This is a genomic window from Pseudomonas sp. ABC1 (genome assembly GCF_013395055.1).
Lineage (GTDB): Bacteria > Pseudomonadota > Gammaproteobacteria > Pseudomonadales > Pseudomonadaceae > Stutzerimonas.
Map to the genome: position 1 here is coordinate 3,051,911 of NZ_CP058349.1, position 18,416 is coordinate 3,070,326.

Annotated in this window: 17 protein-coding genes and 1 other RNA gene; 5 read left to right on the top strand and 13 right to left on the bottom strand. The window is 59.9% G+C overall.

Going from position 1 to position 18,416, the window contains the following annotated elements; translation table 11 throughout:
* Positions 1–115: 115 nt before the first annotated feature.
* From radC to HW090_RS13375, 10 genes are all read right to left on the bottom strand, one after another.
* Positions 116–613 carry a DNA repair protein RadC gene (radC, locus tag HW090_RS13330; RefSeq protein ID WP_096426777.1) on the bottom strand — a complete coding sequence of 166 codons (498 nt, stop codon included), beginning with the start codon at positions 611–613 and terminating at the stop codon, positions 116–118.
* A gap of 57 nt (positions 614–670) precedes the next feature.
* Positions 671–1,582, bottom strand: a complete 912-nt coding sequence (locus HW090_RS13335) for a hydrolase or metal-binding protein (RefSeq protein WP_179113973.1) — start codon at positions 1,580–1,582, stop codon at positions 671–673.
* Positions 1,583–1,659: 77 nt separating this feature from the next.
* Entirely contained in the window at positions 1,660–2,664 is a 1,005-nt protein-coding gene (locus HW090_RS13340) for a YqaJ viral recombinase family protein (protein WP_179113974.1), read from the bottom strand.
* 75 nt (positions 2,665–2,739) lie between these two features.
* Entirely contained in the window at positions 2,740–3,708 is a 969-nt protein-coding gene (locus HW090_RS13345) for a DUF932 domain-containing protein (RefSeq protein WP_096426774.1), read from the bottom strand.
* Positions 3,709–3,779: 71 nt separating this feature from the next.
* Positions 3,780–4,109: a hypothetical protein gene (locus tag HW090_RS13350; RefSeq protein WP_096426773.1), complete on the bottom strand. Its 330-nt coding sequence runs from the start codon at positions 4,107–4,109 to the stop codon at positions 3,780–3,782.
* A gap of 341 nt (positions 4,110–4,450) precedes the next feature.
* Positions 4,451–5,707, bottom strand: a complete 1,257-nt coding sequence (locus HW090_RS13355; RefSeq protein ID WP_096426772.1) for an integrase domain-containing protein — start codon at positions 5,705–5,707, stop codon at positions 4,451–4,453.
* A gap of 184 nt (positions 5,708–5,891) precedes the next feature.
* Positions 5,892–6,270: a transfer-messenger RNA gene (gene ssrA, locus HW090_RS13360) on the bottom strand.
* 82 nt (positions 6,271–6,352) lie between these two features.
* Entirely contained in the window at positions 6,353–8,071 is a 1,719-nt protein-coding gene (gene dld, locus HW090_RS13365) for a D-lactate dehydrogenase (protein ID WP_179113975.1), read from the bottom strand.
* 3 nt (positions 8,072–8,074) lie between these two features.
* Entirely contained in the window at positions 8,075–9,214 is a 1,140-nt protein-coding gene (gene lldD, locus HW090_RS13370) for an FMN-dependent L-lactate dehydrogenase LldD (RefSeq protein ID WP_179113976.1), read from the bottom strand.
* 82 nt (positions 9,215–9,296) lie between these two features.
* Positions 9,297–10,985, bottom strand: coding sequence for a lactate permease LctP family transporter (locus HW090_RS13375; RefSeq protein WP_179113977.1), 1,689 nt, complete (start codon positions 10,983–10,985; stop codon positions 9,297–9,299).
* A 315-nt stretch (positions 10,986–11,300) separates the two neighbouring features.
* Here HW090_RS13375 and HW090_RS13380 point away from each other — a divergent pair, with 315 nt between their 5' ends.
* Positions 11,301–12,086 (top strand): FCD domain-containing protein, encoded by a 786-nt coding sequence (locus HW090_RS13380; RefSeq protein WP_179113978.1) that lies wholly within the window; start codon positions 11,301–11,303, stop codon positions 12,084–12,086.
* Positions 12,087–12,171: 85 nt separating this feature from the next.
* Here the strand turns inward: HW090_RS13380 and smpB are convergent, their stop codons facing one another.
* Entirely contained in the window at positions 12,172–12,654 is a 483-nt protein-coding gene (smpB, locus tag HW090_RS13385; protein WP_179113979.1) for an SsrA-binding protein SmpB, read from the bottom strand.
* Between the two features lie 138 nt (positions 12,655–12,792).
* Between smpB and HW090_RS13390 the strand changes: the two genes are divergently transcribed.
* Both HW090_RS13390 and HW090_RS13395 read left to right on the top strand, forming a co-directional pair.
* Positions 12,793–13,227 (top strand): type II toxin-antitoxin system RatA family toxin, encoded by a 435-nt coding sequence (locus HW090_RS13390; protein WP_179113980.1) that lies wholly within the window; start codon positions 12,793–12,795, stop codon positions 13,225–13,227.
* A complete protein-coding gene (locus HW090_RS13395; protein ID WP_179113981.1) occupies positions 13,220–13,531 on the top strand; it encodes an RnfH family protein in 312 nt (103 codons plus the stop codon). The genes HW090_RS13390 and HW090_RS13395 overlap by 8 nt, the downstream gene beginning before the upstream one ends.
* Here HW090_RS13395 and HW090_RS13400 read toward each other — a convergent pair whose 3' ends face one another.
* Entirely contained in the window at positions 13,532–14,050 is a 519-nt protein-coding gene (locus HW090_RS13400; protein ID WP_179113982.1) for an outer membrane protein assembly factor BamE, read from the bottom strand.
* Positions 14,051–14,144: 94 nt separating this feature from the next.
* On the opposite strand from HW090_RS13400, the gene fur reads away from it, so the two are divergent.
* Both fur and HW090_RS13410 read left to right on the top strand, forming a co-directional pair.
* Complete coding sequence (gene fur, locus HW090_RS13405) at positions 14,145–14,549, top strand: ferric iron uptake transcriptional regulator (protein ID WP_179113983.1); 405 nt, start codon at positions 14,145–14,147, stop codon at positions 14,547–14,549.
* A 174-nt stretch (positions 14,550–14,723) separates the two neighbouring features.
* On the top strand, positions 14,724–15,572 hold the full coding sequence (locus HW090_RS13410; RefSeq protein WP_179113984.1) for a universal stress protein: 849 nt from the start codon (positions 14,724–14,726) through the stop codon (positions 15,570–15,572).
* 147 nt (positions 15,573–15,719) lie between these two features.
* Here the strand turns inward: HW090_RS13410 and HW090_RS13415 are convergent, their stop codons facing one another.
* Positions 15,720–18,353, bottom strand: coding sequence for a bifunctional diguanylate cyclase/phosphodiesterase (locus HW090_RS13415; protein WP_179113985.1), 2,634 nt, complete (start codon positions 18,351–18,353; stop codon positions 15,720–15,722).
* Between the last annotated feature and the right edge of the window lie 63 nt (positions 18,354–18,416).

An 18,416-nucleotide genomic window follows, 5' to 3' on the forward strand; every position in this document is an offset into this window, starting at 1 on the left:
ATGTGATTCGGTATGACGGCAGTGTTGTCACATCAAGACAAAAAAATAAAAAACTTCCTGTTTGGAAGGTTTACCCCTGGGGATCTCCAGGGACAACCTTCATATGCGGCATTGGTTAGAGGTAACCTCGTTCGGCCAAGGATGCGCAACCTTCATGGCCCACCACCACATGATCCAATATCCGGGTGCCGACCATGTTCAGAGCGTTCTTGAGGATGGTGGTCAGGGTGCGATCAGCTTGACTGGGCTCTGGATCGCCGGAGGGATGATTGTGAACCATAATGACGGCCGCAGCGTTGTGTTCCAAGGCGATCTTGACCACTTCTCGTGGGTACACACTGGCCCCATCCAGCGTGCCTCTGAACAGTTCTCTAAAGCCTATAACTCGGTGTTTGGAATCGAGCAACAGCAAAGCGAAGACTTCGTACTCATGGTATTGCAACAGTGTTTGCAAGTGGTTGAACACCTGCTTCGGCTCAGTCAGTGCCCGGCCTTTAGACAGACGACTCATGGCCAGTTGCTGCGCCATCTGAAGGATGTCGGCTTCGGTGACTGGTGATTCCATGACGTAGGTGCCGGTCGTTTCACCGGCTTTGAGTTTGTGATATTTCATGACAATAGTCCTATACGAACGAGGGGCATGCTGTGGAGGAGGAGAGCGTTACTGGACCTATGGCCTAGTGCTGTTCTGAATAGCCTGAGCCTCCAGCTTCTGAGCCAGTGAGGGTTTTCCAAGTGCTACCGGTTGGGCTTGGGGCCCTCCAGGGCTGGGCTGATCTTCAATGTTGGGGAAGAACTCCTCGACGATGGCGCTGGTGTCCTCTTCGCTGTCTTCGAAAGCGCCATTGTTGAAGCCCTGACGGGCTGCGTGATCCAAAGCGCTCTGATGAAAGCCCGACGCTTGTCGAACTTCTTCCCGTTGTTTGGCTTCCAGCAATGCCTCTTCCAGGTTCATGCCGTGACGCACGGTGATGTCCACATAGAAGATCGGTGTCCCGTGGCTCTGCCGCGTAGACTTACCCCGCAGACGCAGTTCTAGTGGCAGGTATGCCAAGCGATTACCAGAGATGGCGCTGAAGTACTGCAGACGCGCCGCCAAGGTACGGATGCTGTTGAACCCCGTGGTGCGAAAGACAAAACTGCCCAGTGGATCATCTTCACCGATCACCACGTTCAGTCGGCCGTAGGGCTTGCAGGCATTGCCTTGGGCCAGTGGGCAGCCATCTGGCGAAGGGCAGGGCAGCGACTGGATGCCGTCCTTGGTCAAACGCTTGCAAGTTTCACCATTGCCGACGCACAACGGCCTGCCCGTAGTACGATCGAACAGGCTGTAGTCCGCGCGAAAGTTGAGGTCCGGTTCGTTGAACAACAAGCGGATCGGAATGCTGCGCAGCTTGCCATCCTGGCCATTGCGTAGTTCGTCATTGAGTGGGTGCAGTAACCAGCCGTCACGACTCTGGACTTGCGAGGTGATGGTGAACTGATCGTCTTTTTCGGGTAGACGCTTGCCGTTTTTCTCGACGACCTTGCCGATGGAAATGCGCCCGAGTACCGGCGGGGTGATGGCTAAGCCTTTGAGCATGGTGGTACTCCTTGATCTGCAAATAAAAAAGCCACCGGGACTTGAACGGTCCGGGTGGCCAGGATGAACAGGCTGCTTCAGGCGATCAGGAAGCGACGGCTTCCGGCTTTGGTCTTGGGATAGCGGGCCTGCAGGTAGGGTTTGTCTTTGAGCATCTGTTCGACATCCAGGCCAATGCTGTCCTTGGACTTCTTCCAGCTGACATAGCCCTCGGCAAACTCGGCACGGGTGGCTTCCCCCATGGCCTGTTGCAGAACCTGCTTGAGCTGCGCTTCACGTGTCTCCTGCTGGGCAATGGTTTGGCGAATAGACTTGAGTTCTAGAAAGGTGCTGGCCAGTTCCGTGTGCTGGCTGAAGTCCAGGGTCTGTCCGTTATCCTCGGGAAAGAGGCAGCGTAATGCCGCTTCCGCAGACGCTGTGCCGTCGGCCGGTGGCGAGGTGTCACTGACGACGTAATCCCAGAACAGCCGTTCCAGATCAATCAGCCGAGCAATCAGTGCCTCGTCGCGTGTGATGCGATGGATTTCCAGATGCTGGCCACCGAGCAGGACCGCCACATCAGCGGCCTGCTTACCAGTGACGGCGAGCTGGTGCATGACTTGCAATTGCACGTACTCGGGCACGCCTTCTTTCCAGAGGCGTGCCCCGTTTATGCCGGCAGTTTTGCATTCGAGGATTTGCACCTCTGGAGCGCCGATCACCTCGCGGTCGATATTGGCGAGCATCCAGGGCAGCGCCGGATCGGGATGCTGTAGCACCGCGTTGATCCGTCGAACCTTGTGTTGGCTGCGTTTGCTGTAGTCCCAAGCCACGATGGGCTCCAGCACATTGCCCCAGTACAGCGGGCTTTGCTCATCGTGAGGATCGGCCTTCGGTAGCCCAGCATCGCGACCGGTCTTCTCTAGCCACAGCTCCAACTGCGACTTGTAGGGATTCAGGCCCACCGCAGCGGCGGCATCCGAACTGCCGATGCCTTGCTTGCGGATCTGCAACCAGTCCTCGCGGGGCAGCTCCTTGGTGCTGACCAGGCGCAGGGCAGTGTGTTTCTTACGGGTGCTACTATTCAATGACGTTGCTTTCATCGTATTCACCGGCAGACATAAAAACGCCCGACCAGCACAAGGCTGACCGGGCGCAAGGGTTGATGTGAGTTAGAGTTAGGCGGCGAGTTGCAGAGCGGCATCCAGAGCGCGTTGCTTGATTTGCGCCCCTTGGCCGAACCAGGCTGAGTCCAGGCGGTACTCGTTGCTGCGCGCACGGCGTTCGTGGTCGACATATTCGGTCACGGCGTTGAGCAGACCCCAGGCGGTGCCGCGTGCCGAGTCAATCTGGCTACCCCGGCCACGCCCTTCGTACAGTTCCTGAACCTTGCGCAGGGCACGCTCATTGGGCAGCACCTCCGGCAGAGCACCGGTCGGAGTGGTTTCACAAAGCACGTTCATGAAGAAACCCAGTGCCTCATGCCACTGCACCTTGCGTTCAGCCAAAGCCCTCATGCGGTACATAAACTCGTCCCAGCCAGAGACGGCGATGCCTAGCTGCTTTTTCACCGTCGCCGGGTCAAAGCGAGTGTTGTGTGGCACCTTGATGGCGCGGCTGCTGCCATCCAAGGCGATGGTCAGGGTGTTGTTACACACCACCCGCACCGTGGTCGGTGTGGCGGTAGTGGCCAGAGTGCCGTCGCAGGAGGTGGCGAGCAGGAGGTAACCGTTGACCTGATCGTTACCCTTGAGCACTGCACCTTGCCCGGTACGTGCAAGCGCCCAGAACTTGCGCCCGCCTTTAAGCACGCCTGCGGTTTCCAACTCGTAGCCGGACACCTCGGTGAGGTCGCGGTAGAACTCCAATACCTCACGGGGTTGTACGGTGTGATAGCGCTTTGAGACCACCGACAACGGCGCCTTGGTATCTGAGCGGTAGAGTACTTTTTGTTCGGGGAAAGAATGGATGGTGCCCAGGTGGCCGACTGCGTCCGACTTGAAGTGCACCGGGCTTTCGAGAATCTGCCAGTCCATGCCGGCTTCGCTCTGCCAGACCTCAATAGGTTGTTTACGGGGCAGGTTGTTGCCCAGGCCATGCCAGGGAGTAGCGCCAGCGTAGGCCATGGTATCAACGAGATGAGCCATGAGAATGATTCCTTACAGATGAAGGGGAAAGAGCGTCGCTTCATCAACGAGCGACGCCTGTTCACAAAGGCTTAACGGCTGGCGCTGAAGCTGTAACCGCACTCCAGACATTGGTAATTGGCCAGCACGTTGTCGTCGATCTGCTCGCCCAGCGTGGCCCCGGCGATGCCGCCAGCGACCCCGCCAAACAGGCCACCCAAAATCGCCCCGGCGATGCTTCCGATAGCAATGCCCACCGGCCCACCGACTACACCCAGTACCGCGCCGGCTTCCGCACCTGACAGGGCACCGGCGGCGCCACTGGCTGCACCGCCTGCGGCACCAATTAAACCTCCCGTTTGTTTACCGATATTTTTAGTGATGACGCGTCCAGAGTTACAGCTTGGGCAAGGTGTATACATACGCAGATCCTCTCAAGTGATGGGCGTGCCGAGGTAGAAGCTGGCACGCCAAATCCCCCTGCAGCAGTCGATACTGCGGGGTGTTCAATGAGGTGATATAGGTTTGAAATATTTTTGGATCCAATTTCGATTAATCTAGCGCTGTAGACGTAACCGGAAAGGGGTCCCTCAGGCTTTGAGAAGGGCGAGGAAGGTCGATAATTAAATTATGAGGAACTGGGACGCTCGCGGTCCTGAGCGAAAACTGATCCAAGTGAACCACAGCACATGGGTCACCATCGGCAACCCTGTGAGGTAGCATCATGTCCGTAGCCCGCTTTGGGCTAGGGGCTGACGTTGGGTCAACGTATCGAGACGACTTTTTTATCTTGATTTTCTCTGATGGCTGACACCGACAGGTTGCCTGTAGCAGCTTCCTGAATGTGGTCGCTCCACCACGCCATCAGAGGGCGTCTGCGTTCTATGTAATCTGCTCGGTTGTACGCGCTACGTACCTCGTCTTTATCGACGTGGGCAAGCGCAACCTCGATCAATTCAGGATCCCAGCCGTGCTCGTTGAGGATGGTGCTCGCCATAGAGCGCATCCCATGGCTTACCAAGCGCCCTTCGAAGCCCATGCGCTTTAGCGCCATGTTGGCGGTTTGGCTATTGCAGTGGGTACGAGGGTTTCGGTCTGCGGGAAACACAAATTCCCGATGTCCACTGTAAGGCTTGATTGCTTCTAGGAGCGCAAGAGCCTGGTCGGTGAGTGGGACAATGTGCGCGCGGCGCTTCTTCATGCGCTCCGCAGGAATCGTCCAGATCTTCTTCTCGATGTCGATATCTGCCCAGCGGGTGGTTGCTGCCTCGACTGGCCGGGTCATGGTGTGGAGCTGCCACTCAATCAGGCAGCGGGTAGTTCTTTTTATGCTGGCATTGGCGATTGCCACCATGAGCTCTTTCAGCTCTTCGGGGGGTAGTGCCGCCATGTTTTTCTTTTTCGGTTTCTTGAAGACGGAGCGGATACCGCTGAGCGGGTTCGCGTGAATCAGTCCAGAGTTGACCCCGTAGGTCATGATCTCGTTGAGCCGCTGCGTCAGCCGCTTCACGGTTTCAAGGCTGCCCTTGGTTTCGAGTGGCCGGAGCAGGTTGATGACTTGAGGTGCGCTGATGGCTGAGATCGGTGTGGCGCCCAAGTCCGGGAATATGTGCAATGTTAGCGAGCGCCAGATGTCCTCAGCGTAGGCCGGCGTCACAGCATCCTTCTTCAGTTCATACCAGGACGTCGCCACATTCTGGAATGTGTGCTCAGTCGCAGCTTGTTTAGCTTGCAGCACAGCGGCCCGTTTCTCTTTAGGGTCGATGCCGTGGGCAAGGGCTTCCCTCGCTTCAACGGAACCCTTGCGTGCTTGCGCTAACGAAACTTCGGGGAAGGTTCCCAGTCCCATGTTGATCCGCTTCTTCGTCACAGGGTGTCGATAGTTGAAGTTCCATAGCTTAGAGCCATTGCTTCTCACTCGCATTTGAAGTCCGCCGCCATCAAATAGGACGTAGTCCTTTTCAGCAGGCTTGGCAGATTTGACTTTGAGTTCAGAGAGGCGGGTAGCTTGTGCGCACATTGGCATTCCAGACTTGATTTTGGCATTCCAAAAATTAGCACCTACGGGCTTGGAATGCCATTTGGAATGCCAAAAGGTGTAGCTTCTCATGGACGTGCGTGGACGCCGATAGCGTTGAAAGCCTCGTATTTACTGGCTTTCAGGCACAAAAAAAGACGTCCGTGGACGTCTTTAGATGTTAATTTGGTGGAGCCGGGGGGATTTGAACCCCCGTCCGCCAGCTCTCCGCTATCGGTTCTACATGCGTAGCCAGTTCTATTGAGTTAACTCCGCGCCGCCCGAATGGCAGGGTGCTTGGAGCGAGCTGTATGAGTTTTAGCCGTTACGTCTACAGCGAACTTGGCGGCGATCCTGTTCTATCTGACGATCACTTCGGGTTTACAGGCATCCCCTGGTGATCGCTGGCGCCGAAGCGACCAGATGAAGGTTAGGCGGCTAGCGCGTACCCTTCGTAGTTGTCGTCGTTGGCAACTATAGGTTTGCAACAGTGGATTTACGAGTTCTGTTACCAACTCGGCATGCCCCTCAAGTTTCGTTACCGGCGTCGAATCCTAATCGGCCCCATAACTGTCTTTGACAGGTAGGGCGCAGTCTACGCCAAAGGCCGGGCAGCGTCGACCACTCTTCCAGCCGTTTGGCGCTGCCTCAGTGATGCTCCTGGCCGCAGCATTCGCCCCAGCCGCGTTGTTTCGGGGTGTGGCCGATGCCGGGGTTGAAGGTGTTGGTCGGGTCCAGTTCGCGGTAGAAGCCGGCCAGGGCCGGCTTGGCGATGTAGAGGTGGCCGACGTTGTGCTCGGCCGGGTATTCGGCGCGGCGTTCGTCCAGCAGTGCCCACATGCGGTGCTCCATGTCCAGCGGGTCGACGCCTTTGCGCACGATGTAGTCCTGGTGGAAGACATGGCAGAAGAAGTGGCCGTAGTAGAGCTTGTGGATGATTTGCTCTTCCATGGCCTGCGGCAGCGTTTCCACCCAGTCTCGGTCGTTGCGGCGCAGGGCGATGTCCAGGGCGACGATGTCTTCCACGCTGTCGCGGTGGGCTTCACGGTAGCGGATCGCTGCGCCGGCAATGGCAAAGCGGTGCAGGAATGCCTTGCGGCCTTCCTCGGCGTCACATTCGAAGAAGGCGCCACTGGTGCTGTTGCCGAAGTATTCGCCGAGGAAAGCGCGGGTGGCTTCCAGGGTGTCGTTGGATACACGTACCAGAAGGTGGTGTTCGTAGCGATCGCGGTAGTCGCGCATGCGCTGTGGCAGGTGGCTGGGGAGCAGGTTCATCGTGGCCTGTATCACCCTGTCAGTTACGCCGCGCAGGCCGAAGCGCTCGAAGAAGCCGTCGATGCGGCTTTTCAGGGCGAAGGCGGCCGGTACCTTGGCGGTGCCGAAGCGGTCGATGACCAGGAAGGTGTCCTTGCCGTACTTCTCGCCGATATCGAAGGCAGTGCGGTGGATATATTCGCCGGCGATGGGGAGCCGTGGTAGGTCGGTCAGCAGGTGCCGGCGCACTTCGGTCAGGTCGTGCGGGTCGTTGCTGCCAATGTAGAACACCGAGCTGGGTTCTTTGGGAAAAGTGTCCAGGCGCACGGCGAACAGGCACAGCTTTCCGGCGGAGCCGGAGGCTTCGAACAGTCGCGACGGGTCGGCGTTGAAGCGTGCCGGGGTGTCGGCATCGACTTCGCGTACATGCTCGGCATAGCTGGCGTCCGAGGCTTTGCCCGGGCTGTCGTTGTGTACCTGTTGCGGGGTGTAGTCGCCTTTTTGCAGGCGAGTGAGGATGTCCTCGGGCGTGCTGCCCAGGTCGATGCCCAGGTGGTTGACCAGTTCCAGCGAGCCGTCTTCCTTCACCCGGGCATACAGCGCCAGTTCGGTATAGGCGGGGCCGCGCCGAACCAGTGCGCCGCCGGAGTTGTTGCAGATGCCGCCGAGCACCGAGGCGCCGATGCAGGAGGAGCCAATCACCGAGTGAGGCTCTCGGCCCAGTGGCGCGAGGGCCTGTTCCAGGCGGTCGAGGGTGGCGCCGGGCAGGCAGACCACTTGTTCACCGTCGTTGATCAGTTGCACTCCGGTGATGCGCAGGGTGCTGATCAGCACGATCTCGCGGTCGTACTCGTTGCCATCGGGGGTGGAGCCGCCCGTCAGGCCAGTGTTGGCAGCCTGCATGATGACGATGCGATCCGCCGCGACCGCTGCCTGCAGAACCTGCCACTGCTCCAGTAGCGTGCCAGGGCGCACCACGGCGAGTACGCCGCCTTCACCGGTGCGATGGCCTTTGCGGAAGCGTCGAGTGGCCTGCTCATCGGTGAGGACGTGAGATGGCCCGACCAGGTCGTGCAGGGTTGCCAGCAAGGTATCGCGGCTTGTTTCACTCATGGGTCAAAGCTCCTGCACCAGCGAGTCGGCGCTGATTTCGCTGATGGATTTGGCGCCGGTCAGGACCATGGCTACGCGCATTTCCTTCTCGATCAGGTCCAGCAGGTTGGTCACGCCCGCACCGCCGGCGGCAGCCAGTGCGTAGACGAAGGCGCGGCCGAGCATCACGGTATCGGCGCCCAGGGCGATCATGCGCACCACGTCCAGGCCGTTGCGGATGCCGGAGTCGGCGAGGATCTTCAGGTCGCCCTTGACCGCATCGGCGATCGCCGGCAGGGCTCGGGCGCTGGACAGTACGCCATCGAGCTGACGACCGCCGTGGTTGGAAACGACGATACCGTCGGCGCCAAACTTGACTGCATCCTTGGCATCTTCCGGGTCGAGGATGCCCTTGATCACCATCGGGCCGTCCCAGAATTCGCGAATCCACTCCAGGTCTTTCCAGGAGATCGACGGATCGAAGTTGGCGCCCAGCCAGCCAATGTAGTCCGCTAGCCCAGTGGGGTTGCCGCGGTAGGTGGAGATGTTGCCCAGGTCATGAGGCTTGCCCAGCAGGCCCACGTCCCAGGCCCAGGCCGGGTGCGTGACGGCTTGCAGGATGCGTCGCGCGGCGGCGTTCGGGCCGCTCATCCCCGAGTGAGCATCGCGGTAGCGGGCGCCTGGGGTGGGCATGTCTACGGTGAACACCAGGGTGGTCACACCGGCGGCCTTGGCGCGTTCCAGGGCGTTTTTCATGAAGCCGCGGTCTTTCAATACATACAGCTGGAACCACATCGGGCGGCTGATCGCCGGGGCGACTTCCTCGATCGGGCACACCGACACGGTGGACAGGGTGAAAGGCACGCCCTTGTCTGCCGCCGCCTTGGCCGCCTGCACTTCGCCGCGTCGCGCGTACATGCCGGTCAGGCCGACCGGCGCCAGGGCCACCGGCATCGACAGTTTTTCACCGAACAACTCGGTTTCCAGGCTCAGTTCGGACATGTTCCTCAGGACGCGCTGGCGCAGGGCGATGCTGGCCAGGTCTTCCACGTTGCGCTTGAGGGTGTACTCGGCGTAGGCACCGCCGTCGATGTAGTGGAAAAGAAAGGGCGGGAGCCTGCGCTGGGCGGCGGCGCGATAATCGGTGGAGGCGGAGATGATCATGTGGATTCCTGCCGTTGCGAAAGAGAAAAGAGAAACCACCTCGCGGTGGTTCCTCGTTCACAGGTTAGACGCGGACTGTCACTCAGTGCACCAGCATGCCGGTCAGCCAATAGGCTTGGACCAGGGTGATCAGGCCGACGAAGGTGGCGAAGATCAGGCTGTGCTTGAGGGTGAAGCGGAACAGGTCCGACTCCTTGCCGACCATGCCGGTTGCGGCGCAGGCGACGGCGATGGACTGCGGCGAGATCATCTTGCCGGTGACGCCACCGCTGGTGTTGGCCGCAACCAGCAGGGTGTCATTGACGCCGATCTGGTGCGCGGTGGTTGCCTGCAGTGAGCTGAACAGGGCATTGGACGAGGTGTCCGAGCCGGTCAGGAACACACCCAGCCAACCGAGGAACGGCGAGAAGAACGGGAAGGCCGCACCAGTGCCAGCCAGAACCAGCGCCAGGGTGGTGGACATGCCCGAGTAGTTGGTGACGAAGGCGAATGCCAGCACCATGCCGATGGAGAGGATTGGCCAGCGCAGTTCGAACAGGGTTTCCTTGAGCGTGGTCAGACCAGTTTTTACATTGATCCGCAGGACCAGCATCGACAGCAGTGCGGAGAAGAAGATCGCGGTGCCGGTGGCTGAGACAGGGTCAAGCTTGAAGACCGCTGCGATCGGTGTCGGGTTGGCGACGATCGGCGCGACCTTGATCACCATCTGGTCCAGGTAGGGAATGGCGATCAGGAACACCCAGCTCTCCAGTGCGCCACCTGCGGCGAACAGCGCCTTGAAGGGTTTGAGGGTCCAGATCGTGACCAGGGCGGTGAGGATCAGGAAGGGCGACCAGGCCTTGAGGATCTGTCCGAAGTTGTAGGGTGACGGAGGCAGGCTGGAGCGCCCGAAGCCACCCGCGCTGGCGACGGCGCCGCCGCCGGATACGCCTGCGATCTGAGTCTCCCCGGCGCGCTTGGGCTGCCAGATCTTCAGGAACAGGGTCAGGCAAACCAGGCTGACCAGTGCCGAGGTGATGTCCGGCAGCTCCGGCCCGATGTAGTTGGAGGTGTAGTACTGGGTGATGGCAAAGCTGACACCCGCGACCAGCGCGGCAGGCCAGGTTTCCCGGATGCCTTTCCAGCCATCCATCATGGCAACCAGCCAGAAGGGTACGATGACCGACAGGATCGGCAACTGACGACCGGTCATGGCGCCGATCTTGAACGCATCGATCCCCGTTACCTGCCCGGCGACGATGATCGGGATGCCGAGGGCACCGAAGGCGACTGGCGCGGTGTTGGCGATCAGGCACAGGCCTGCGGCGTAGAGCGGGTTGAAGCCGAGGCCGACCAGCAGGGCCGCCGTAATCGCCACTGGGGCACCGAAGCCCGCCGCGCCTTCCAGGAAGGCCCCGAAGGAGAAGCCGATCAGCAACACTTGCAGGCGCTGGTCATCGGTGATGGACAGGACCGAGCTGCGGATGACCTCGAACTGACCGCTCTTGACCGTCAGTTTATAGAGGAACACTGCCGCGACGATGATCCAGGCGATCGGCCACAGGCCGTAGGCAAAGCCATAGCCTGCTGCCGCCAGGGCCATGTCCGCCGGCATGCCGAACGCGGCGATGGCGATGATGATCGACAAGGCGAGGGTGATGCTGCCGGCGACATGGCCTTTGAGGCGGAAGACGGCCAGGGCCAGGAAGAAGAAGACAATCGGGACGACGGCGGCCAGTGCGGACAGGCCGAGACTGCCGAGCGGCGTGTAAAGCTGTTGCCATGTTTGCATGTCGAAAGCTCGCTTAAGCGGGTTGTTTTCGCTGTATCGGGGGAGGGGCGGCTGAATCCCGATTGTTTTGTATTATTGGTATTACCAATTTACCTTGGCGCTGACCAAGCATAAGATTCGAGTTGGGAGCCCGTCAATTTGACTCACTACAACTTTCGTCTTAAGGCGCGCTCGCCTCTTGTGGAAGCGGGGATGATTGTCGGGTTGTGTGACCCTGTCGTGCGTGGCCCGGGTGACGCAGAAAGGGTCCGCAGAAGGCCCATGAGCAGAAGGAAATTTCCCGGAACATCCGGGCCTGTGAACTGAGAGGAAAGGATGGCATTTGATCCGGTGCGCCAACGGCGCCTGTCAGACGATATCGTGGTGCGTCTGGAGTCAATGATTCTGGAAGGTACGCTGGCGGTCGGCGAACGGCTGCCGGCCGAGCGGGTTCTCGCCGAGCGCTTTGGCGTGTCGCGGCCATCCCTGCGCGAGGCGATCCAGAAGCTGGTTGCGCGCGGCCTGATCGTCAGTCGCCAGGGTGGTGGCAATTTCGTTTCCGAGGGGGTGGGTGCCACGTTCAGCGATCCGCTGGTGCAGTTGCTGGAGAGCAACGAGGCCGCGCAGCGGGATTTGCTGGAGCTGCGCCATACGCTGGAAGGTGCCTGCGCCTATTACGCGGCCCAGCGTGCAACCGCACCCGACCACCAGCGTCTGCTGGCAGCTTTCGAAACGTTGCAGCACTGCTATGCGCAGCATGACAACGTGAGCCGAGCCGAAGAGGGGGCGGCGGATGCGCGCTTCCACCTGGCTATTGCCGAGGCCAGTCACAACGTCGTGTTGCTGCATACAATCCGAGGTTTGTTCGATCTGCTCAAGCGTAATGTCGTGACCAACATCGGGGGCATGTATGCCCTGCGCGACGAGACACGCGACATGCTGATGAGGCAGCATCGGGAACTGCTTGATGCCATCCTGGCGCGCCGCGCCGACGATGCCCGTGATGTCGCGACACGGCATATCGACTACGTTCAGGAGGTGTTGGCAGAGGGGCAGCAGGAGCACCAGCGGATGGAGCGGGCGCAGCGACGTCTGGGAGGAGAGGGCAGCTACAAGTTGTAGCTGCGGCAAGCGACAGGTAGCAGGCCAGGGCAGAAAGACGCTTCAAAATTCTTGAGTGAAAGCGTCATTCTGCCGATCACGACTGTCAGTCGTCCTTGCCCTTGGAGCGAATGGCGCGCTGAATCTCGCGGTCGGAGTCGCGCTCCTTCTCCGTGTGGCGCTTGTCGAACTCTTTCTTGCCCTTGCCCAGGGCGATCTCGCACTTGATCATGTGCTTCTTCCAGTACAGCGACAGGGCGACGCAGGCGTAGCCTTTTTGCTGTACGGCGCCGAACAGCTTGCCCAGCTCGCGTTTGTTCAACAGCAGTTTACGGCTGCGGGTCGGGTCGGCGATCACGTGGGTGCTGGCGGTCGTCAGCGGCGTGATGTGGCTGCCGAGCAGCCAGGCTTCGCCGTCCTTGAGCAGGACATAGCTGTCGACCAGCTGTGCCTTGCCCGCGCGCAGGCTTTTCACTTCCCAGCCGGCCAGGACGAGGCCCGCCTCGAATTTCTGTTCGATGAAGTAGTCGTGTAGCGCTTTCTTGTTGAGCGCGATGGTCCCGGGGGACTGTTTCTTTTGCTTGGCCATAGCCGGCGATTATAGGCAGTCCGAGCCTTGCTGGCGATATGCAAGATGGCTTGCTGCTGGCCAACTTGAGGGGCGGGCGCTTATGTCTGACAATATGCCATCAGGCTGCGGCTGAAATCCCGATTGCAGAAGGTTTGAATGACGACGCATATCCAACGTTCGGCGTTACTGCCCTACCCGGCGCAGGCCCTGTTCGACATGGTCAATGATGTGGCCAGTTATCCCCGCTTCCTTCCCTGGTGTTCCGCGACCGAGGTCTTCTTCGCTGACGAGAGCGAGATGCGGGCCAGCATGACGGTCGCTAAGGCCGGCATGAGCCAGACGTTCAGGACTCACAATGAGCTTGAGCCGGGCAAGCGTATTGAAATGCGCCTTGAAGAAGGGCCTTTCAGTCAGTTGAACGGTGTGTGGGAGTTCAAGGCGCTGGGGGATAAGGCCTGCAAGATCAGCCTGGACCTGACGTTCGAGTATGCCGGGCCGCTGGTGCGTGCGACCCTCGGGCCGCTGTTCAACCAGGCTGCGAATACGTTGGTGGATGCGTTCTGCGAGCGGGCTAAAGCCTTGTATGGCTGAGCCGGGGATCGAGGTTGAAGTCGTTTATGCCCTGGCTGACCAGCAGCGGCTGGTCAGTATTCGCCTGCCGGAAGGGGCGAGCGTAAGGGATGCGGCTGTGCGAAGTGGGCTGGACGCCAGCTTTCCCGGGTTGGACTTGTTAAATGCGCCACTTGGGCTTTTTGGCAAGCGTGTGGCGGAACCCGAAAAGCGTCTGCTCAGCAAGGGCGACAGGGTGGAAATCTACAGGCCCTTGCTGGCCGATCCGAAGGAAGTGCGGAAACTGAGGGCGGCCAGGGCAAAAGAGCGCGCTGGCCAATCCTGATCAGGGGGTGTCGAGCGGTTCGGGAGTCGCCACTGGAGCGGCTTTGGCGGCGTCGACTTCCCGTTGGATGTCGTCTTCCAGCGAGCCGGGTACAGGGCGCGCCTCGATGACTGGAGCCTTGTCGCTTTCGCTGGGAACGACGCTCGTGGCGCGTTCTTCGCCGAGAATCGACTGGTCGCGGCTGACGCCCGGCATGAAGTCGCCTGCAAGGCCGATCAACTGATCGTTGTCACTGAACTCCAGGCTTACGCGTTCCTGCTGCCGTTGGCTGCCGCCCACCTGAATGCTGTAGAGATAATCCCAGCGGCTAGGGTGGAAGGTATCGGTTATCATGGGGTTACCCATGATAAACCTTACTTGCCTACGGGTCATTCCGGGGCGTAACTGGTCTATCATGTCCTGAGTGACGACATTGCCTTGCTGGATGTCGACCTTGTAAACCCCGGGAAATGAACAGCCGGCGAGTGCGAGTAGCCCGACGAAGGTTAGGCTTGTCAGCATGAGCTTGGTATTTTGCATCGGTGGGTGACTTCCACTATCTTGGCTGGGCAAACAACCGGATCATACCCGCATTGGAGGATGCTGCGAAACAGCAGCAGTGAGAAAGCCAACCATGGTAGAGAATAGCGAACTGCGTAAAGCTGGTTTAAAGGTGACCCTGCCTCGGGTCAAGATCTTGCAAATGCTCGACACTGCCGAGCAGCGTCACATGAGTGCCGAGGATGTCTACAAGGCGCTCATGGAGGCCGGCGAAGATGTCGGTCTGGCGACTGTCTATCGCGTTCTGACTCAGTTCGAAGCGGCTGGTCTGGTCGTGCGGCACAATTTCGATGGCGGCCATGCGGTATTCGAACTGGCTGACGGTGGTCATCACGACCATATGGTCTGCGTCGATACGGGCGATGTCATCGAGTTCTTCGATCCGGAGATCGAGAAACTGCAGAAGGACATCGTCAAGCGCCATGGCTACGAGTTGGTCGACCACAACCTGGTGTTGTACGTCCGCAAGAAAGACTGATCGACCGCTGCATGAAGAAAGCGAGCCTTGGCTCGCTTTTTTTCTGCCTGTCATCAGGCCGTTACCGTTTCGTCGTTCTTCCCTTGTTACCTTTCGTCCATATAACCATGCTGCTTGAGTGGTTGTTTATCGGGTATGGTTCATGAACCTGTTCGATTCAAGGGAGGAAAAGGAATGTCTTACGTAACTGCCTGTCTCGATACTTCGCCGTTTCTTCCGGCGGTCTGCGACTACGCCGCATGGTCATGCTGCAAGTTGTCTGCGCCATTGATGTTGCTGCATGTAGTCGATCGGCCTCGCTATCCGGGTTTCGTTTCCCTGAGTGGAACCATCGGCCTCGGAGGGCGCGAGCACTTCCTGGACGAGCTGGTGCGTCTGGATGCGGAGAAGAGCCGTGTTGCGCTCGAGCAGGGCCAGGCCTTGCTGGAGTCGGCCGCATCCTGGCTGGTGGCGTCAGGGGCGCCGGAAGCACAGTTGCGTTTGTGCGAAGGCAGCCTGCCGCGTGTGGCCAAGGAACAGGCGGCTGGTACGCGCTTGCTGGTGATCGGGCGCCAGGGGGAGGAGTCCTCGGAAGAGGATTATGTCGGCAGCCAGTTGGAGAGCGTCATCCGTGTCTTCGACAAGCCGATTCTGGTGGTGCCGGAGCACTTCATCGAGCCATCCAGCGTGCTGCTTGCCTTCGATGGCAGTGATACCGCACGCAGGGCGCTGGAGCTCTTGCTGGGCGGCACGCTATGCCAGGGCATGCAACTGCATGTGCTGCTGGTCGGTAGCGACAGTGAGGTGACACGTTTGCATCTGGCGTGGGTGCATGAGCGCCTCAAAGAGGCTGGTGTCGAAGGCTCGGTGTCGGTACGCGATGGTCTGGTCGAGCATGTGCTGGAAGCCTATATCGACGAGCACGGCGTGAACCTGTTGGTGATGGGGGCCTATGGGCACTCGCGAATACGCCGCTTTCTGGTGGGCAGCACCACGACCAATATGCTGCGTCGCATCAATCTTCCCTTCCTGCTGGTGCGCTGATCGGGCTGCTGCAAGCACGGTCGATGTGAGCGGGCTCTTGCGTCTTTAACCCTCTCCCGCAGGCGGGGGAGGGCAAAGGTGCACTCACTGCCCATGGGCACCATGAGCAAGCATGGCGATTTTTATACGATGGCCCTGAGCTTGCCGTCAAAGCCAGTGCGGATAGCGATCCAGTGATTCCAGCAGTTCGCCACTGGGGATGGGTTTGTCGAACAGGTAGCCCTGGCCGATATCGCAGTTGTGATGACGCAGGAAGTTGAGCTGGGCGACCGTCTCGACACCTTCGGCCACGACCTTCAGTTTGAGATTGCGCGCCATGGCGATCACTGCGGAGGTGATCTCCATATCGTTCTGGTTGTCGGGGATGTCCTTGATGAAGCTGCGGTCGATCTTGATCACGTCGATCGGGAACTTCTTCAGGTAGCTCAGGGATGAATAGCCAGTGCCGAAGTCGTCCATGGCCAGGGTCAGGCCGAGTGCCTTGAGCCCTTGTAGCTGTTTGCGGGTTTCGCCAGTGGCTTCCAGCAGCAGGCTTTCGGTCAGTTCCAGCTCCAGTTGGCTGGGTGGCAGGCCTTCTTCCTGAATAATGGCCTGCATGGCTTCGACCAGCTCCGGGTCGGAGAACTGCTTGGGCGACAGGTTGATGGCGATCTGCGGGGCGCCGCGTCCCAGTGCTGCCAGTTTCACGCCCATCCGACAAGCCTCACGGGCCACCCATTTGCCGATAGGAATGATCAGGCCGGTTTCTTCGGCAACGGTGATGAACTGGTCCGGGCGAATCATGCCCTTCTCGGGGTGGCGCCAGCGCAGCAAAGCCTCCAGGCCTTGCAGTTTGCCTGTACGCAGGCAGAGCTTGGGCTGGTAGAAGACTTCCAGCTCGTCTTGTACCAGCGCCCGGCGCAGGTTGTTCTCGACGAAGAGCTTGTAGTTGGTTTCGGCGTGCAGGGCGTCGGTGAAGACCTGCACCTGATTCTTGCCGTTCGCCTTGGCCTTGTGCAGCGCCTGGCCTGCATGCTTCATCAGGGTGGCCGGGTCCTTGCCATGCTGCGGGCTACAGGCGAGGCCGAGGGAGGCGCTGATGCTGATCAGTTGCTTATCGACGAACAGCGGCTTGTCGATGATGCTCAGCACCTGGTCGGCCATGACCTGGCCGTCTACCGCATTCATGTCATCGAACAGCAGGGCGAACTCGTTGCTGGCGAAGCGCGAGAGCAACGCCTCGCGACTCAGGCCGTTGCGCAAGCGCTGGGCGAGGCTGATCAGCAACTTGTCGCCGGTGTGGTGGCCGAGGCTGTCATTGATGCGCTTGAAGTTGTCGATGTCCACCAGCAACAGGCATTGCTGGGTATCCGGGTTCTTGGTGAAGCGCTTGCCGATCTCGCGGATGAAGCAAGGGCGATTGCCTAGGCCGGTCAGGTTGTCGGTGTAGGCCAGGCGCTCGATGTGCTCCTGGGCCAGCTTGGCCTGGGTGATGTCTTCATAGATGCCGATGTAGTGTGTCAGCTCGCCGTCTTCATCGAAAATCTTGGAAATCGAGAGTTGCCCCCAGTAGGGGTCGAGGTTCTTGCGGCGGCTGCGGAACTCGCCCTGCCAACTGTTGCTGCCCGCCATGACCGAGGAGGTGTCGAACAGCAGCGTGCTGAGGTTTTCCATGGCCGTGAGTTCGGTCAGGTGGCGCCCTTGCACTTCTTCGCTGGAGAACTCGGTGATGGTGGTGAAGCTGGGGTTGACGTACTCCACGATGCCTTTGCGATCGACTAGGATGAACGCACTGGCGCTCTGTTCGATGGCGCGTTGGAACAGGTGCAGGGTATGGGTCAGGCTCAGGCGCTGCTGGTTGGCGATGACCTGTGCGTACTGGTCCGCCAGCTCGCCGGCAAAGGCTATCTCGTCCGGATGCCAGTTGCGCGGTTCACCCTTGTGTTCCAGGCAAAGCACGCCGACGACATCGCCGCCTATGCGGATGCTGGCATCGAGGATCGAGCGCACGCCGAAGGGCTGGAACAGGGTGCCGAACAGCTCCCGTGTACGCGGGTCTTCCTCGACATCCTTGGCGTCTATCGCGCGATCGCTGTGCAGCGCTTGCAGGTAGGCGGGGAAGCCACTTATGTCGAGTTCCGACGGGTATTCGCCGCTCTGCGCGTCGGTGATGTAGGACGCAATGGGGAACAGCTTGTCGTTATCCAGTCGCCAGATCGCCGCGCGGCTGAGGCCGTAGGCTTCGCAGGCGGCCTGGGTGATCAGTTGGGCCGCTTCCTGGTGTGGGTCGGCGGCTTTGTAGCGCTGCCTGGCCAGCTTGACGATCAGGTTCTGTTGCGCTCGCGAGCGCAACAGGTGTTCGGGCTGATCGGCATACTGCGGCTCCTGTCTCGCCTCGCCGGCGTCTTCCTGCAGGTCCGCCAACAGATAGCCACTGAGCAGTTCCTTGCCAAAGCGCTGCTGGACCTCGCCCGTTTCGATCAGGCGGATCAGCCCGTGTGGCGTATTCAGGTGGTAGCGCACGAAATAATGGCCCGTCTGGGCCAGTTGTCGCTGAATGGTTTCGTGCAGGGGTTGATGGATGTTCGGTTCCATCAACCTGGCGTAAGGGGTGTCGATCAACGCGCAGAGGTTGCTGGCGGCGATACCGAATTGTTGTTCGCAGTTCGGGTCGAGGTAGAGCAGTGTCCAGCCGGGCTCGTTGAGCCGTTCGAAATGCAGCATGCCAAGCCGCGCGGGCTCGGGTGATGGCGCCACAACCTCACTCGCCATACGGCTGGCGGCATCGGGATGTCTTTTCATCGAATGGCTGCTTCGCAGTGGGCTGGTTGGCGTGGTCGGAGCGTTTTTCGCACGATTCAAGGC

Coding starts and splice junctions, on each gene's coding strand:
- HW090_RS13380 (WP_179113978.1), top strand. CDS start 11,301: ATGGCATTTGATCCGGTGCGCCAACGGCGCCTGTCAGACGATATCGTG.
- lldD (WP_179113976.1), bottom strand. CDS start 9,214: ATGATCATCTCCGCCTCCACCGATTATCGCGCCGCCGCCCAGCGCAGG.
- HW090_RS13350 (WP_096426773.1), bottom strand. CDS start 4,109: ATGTATACACCTTGCCCAAGCTGTAACTCTGGACGCGTCATCACTAAA.
- HW090_RS13340 (WP_179113974.1), bottom strand. CDS start 2,664: ATGAAAGCAACGTCATTGAATAGTAGCACCCGTAAGAAACACACTGCC.
- HW090_RS13395 (WP_179113981.1), top strand. CDS start 13,220: ATGGCTGAGCCGGGGATCGAGGTTGAAGTCGTTTATGCCCTGGCTGAC.
- HW090_RS13375 (WP_179113977.1), bottom strand. CDS start 10,985: ATGCAAACATGGCAACAGCTTTACACGCCGCTCGGCAGTCTCGGCCTG.
- dld (WP_179113975.1), bottom strand. CDS start 8,071: ATGAGTGAAACAAGCCGCGATACCTTGCTGGCAACCCTGCACGACCTG.
- HW090_RS13335 (WP_179113973.1), bottom strand. CDS start 1,582: ATGCTCAAAGGCTTAGCCATCACCCCGCCGGTACTCGGGCGCATTTCC.
- HW090_RS13410 (WP_179113984.1), top strand. CDS start 14,724: ATGTCTTACGTAACTGCCTGTCTCGATACTTCGCCGTTTCTTCCGGCG.
- HW090_RS13400 (WP_179113982.1), bottom strand. CDS start 14,050: ATGCAAAATACCAAGCTCATGCTGACAAGCCTAACCTTCGTCGGGCTA.
- fur (WP_179113983.1), top strand. CDS start 14,145: ATGGTAGAGAATAGCGAACTGCGTAAAGCTGGTTTAAAGGTGACCCTG.
- radC (WP_096426777.1), bottom strand. CDS start 613: ATGAAATATCACAAACTCAAAGCCGGTGAAACGACCGGCACCTACGTC.
- HW090_RS13345 (WP_096426774.1), bottom strand. CDS start 3,708: ATGGCTCATCTCGTTGATACCATGGCCTACGCTGGCGCTACTCCCTGG.
- HW090_RS13415 (WP_179113985.1), bottom strand. CDS start 18,353: ATGAAAAGACATCCCGATGCCGCCAGCCGTATGGCGAGTGAGGTTGTG.
- HW090_RS13390 (WP_179113980.1), top strand. CDS start 12,793: ATGACGACGCATATCCAACGTTCGGCGTTACTGCCCTACCCGGCGCAG.
- HW090_RS13355 (WP_096426772.1), bottom strand. CDS start 5,707: ATGTGCGCACAAGCTACCCGCCTCTCTGAACTCAAAGTCAAATCTGCC.
- smpB (WP_179113979.1), bottom strand. CDS start 12,654: ATGGCCAAGCAAAAGAAACAGTCCCCCGGGACCATCGCGCTCAACAAG.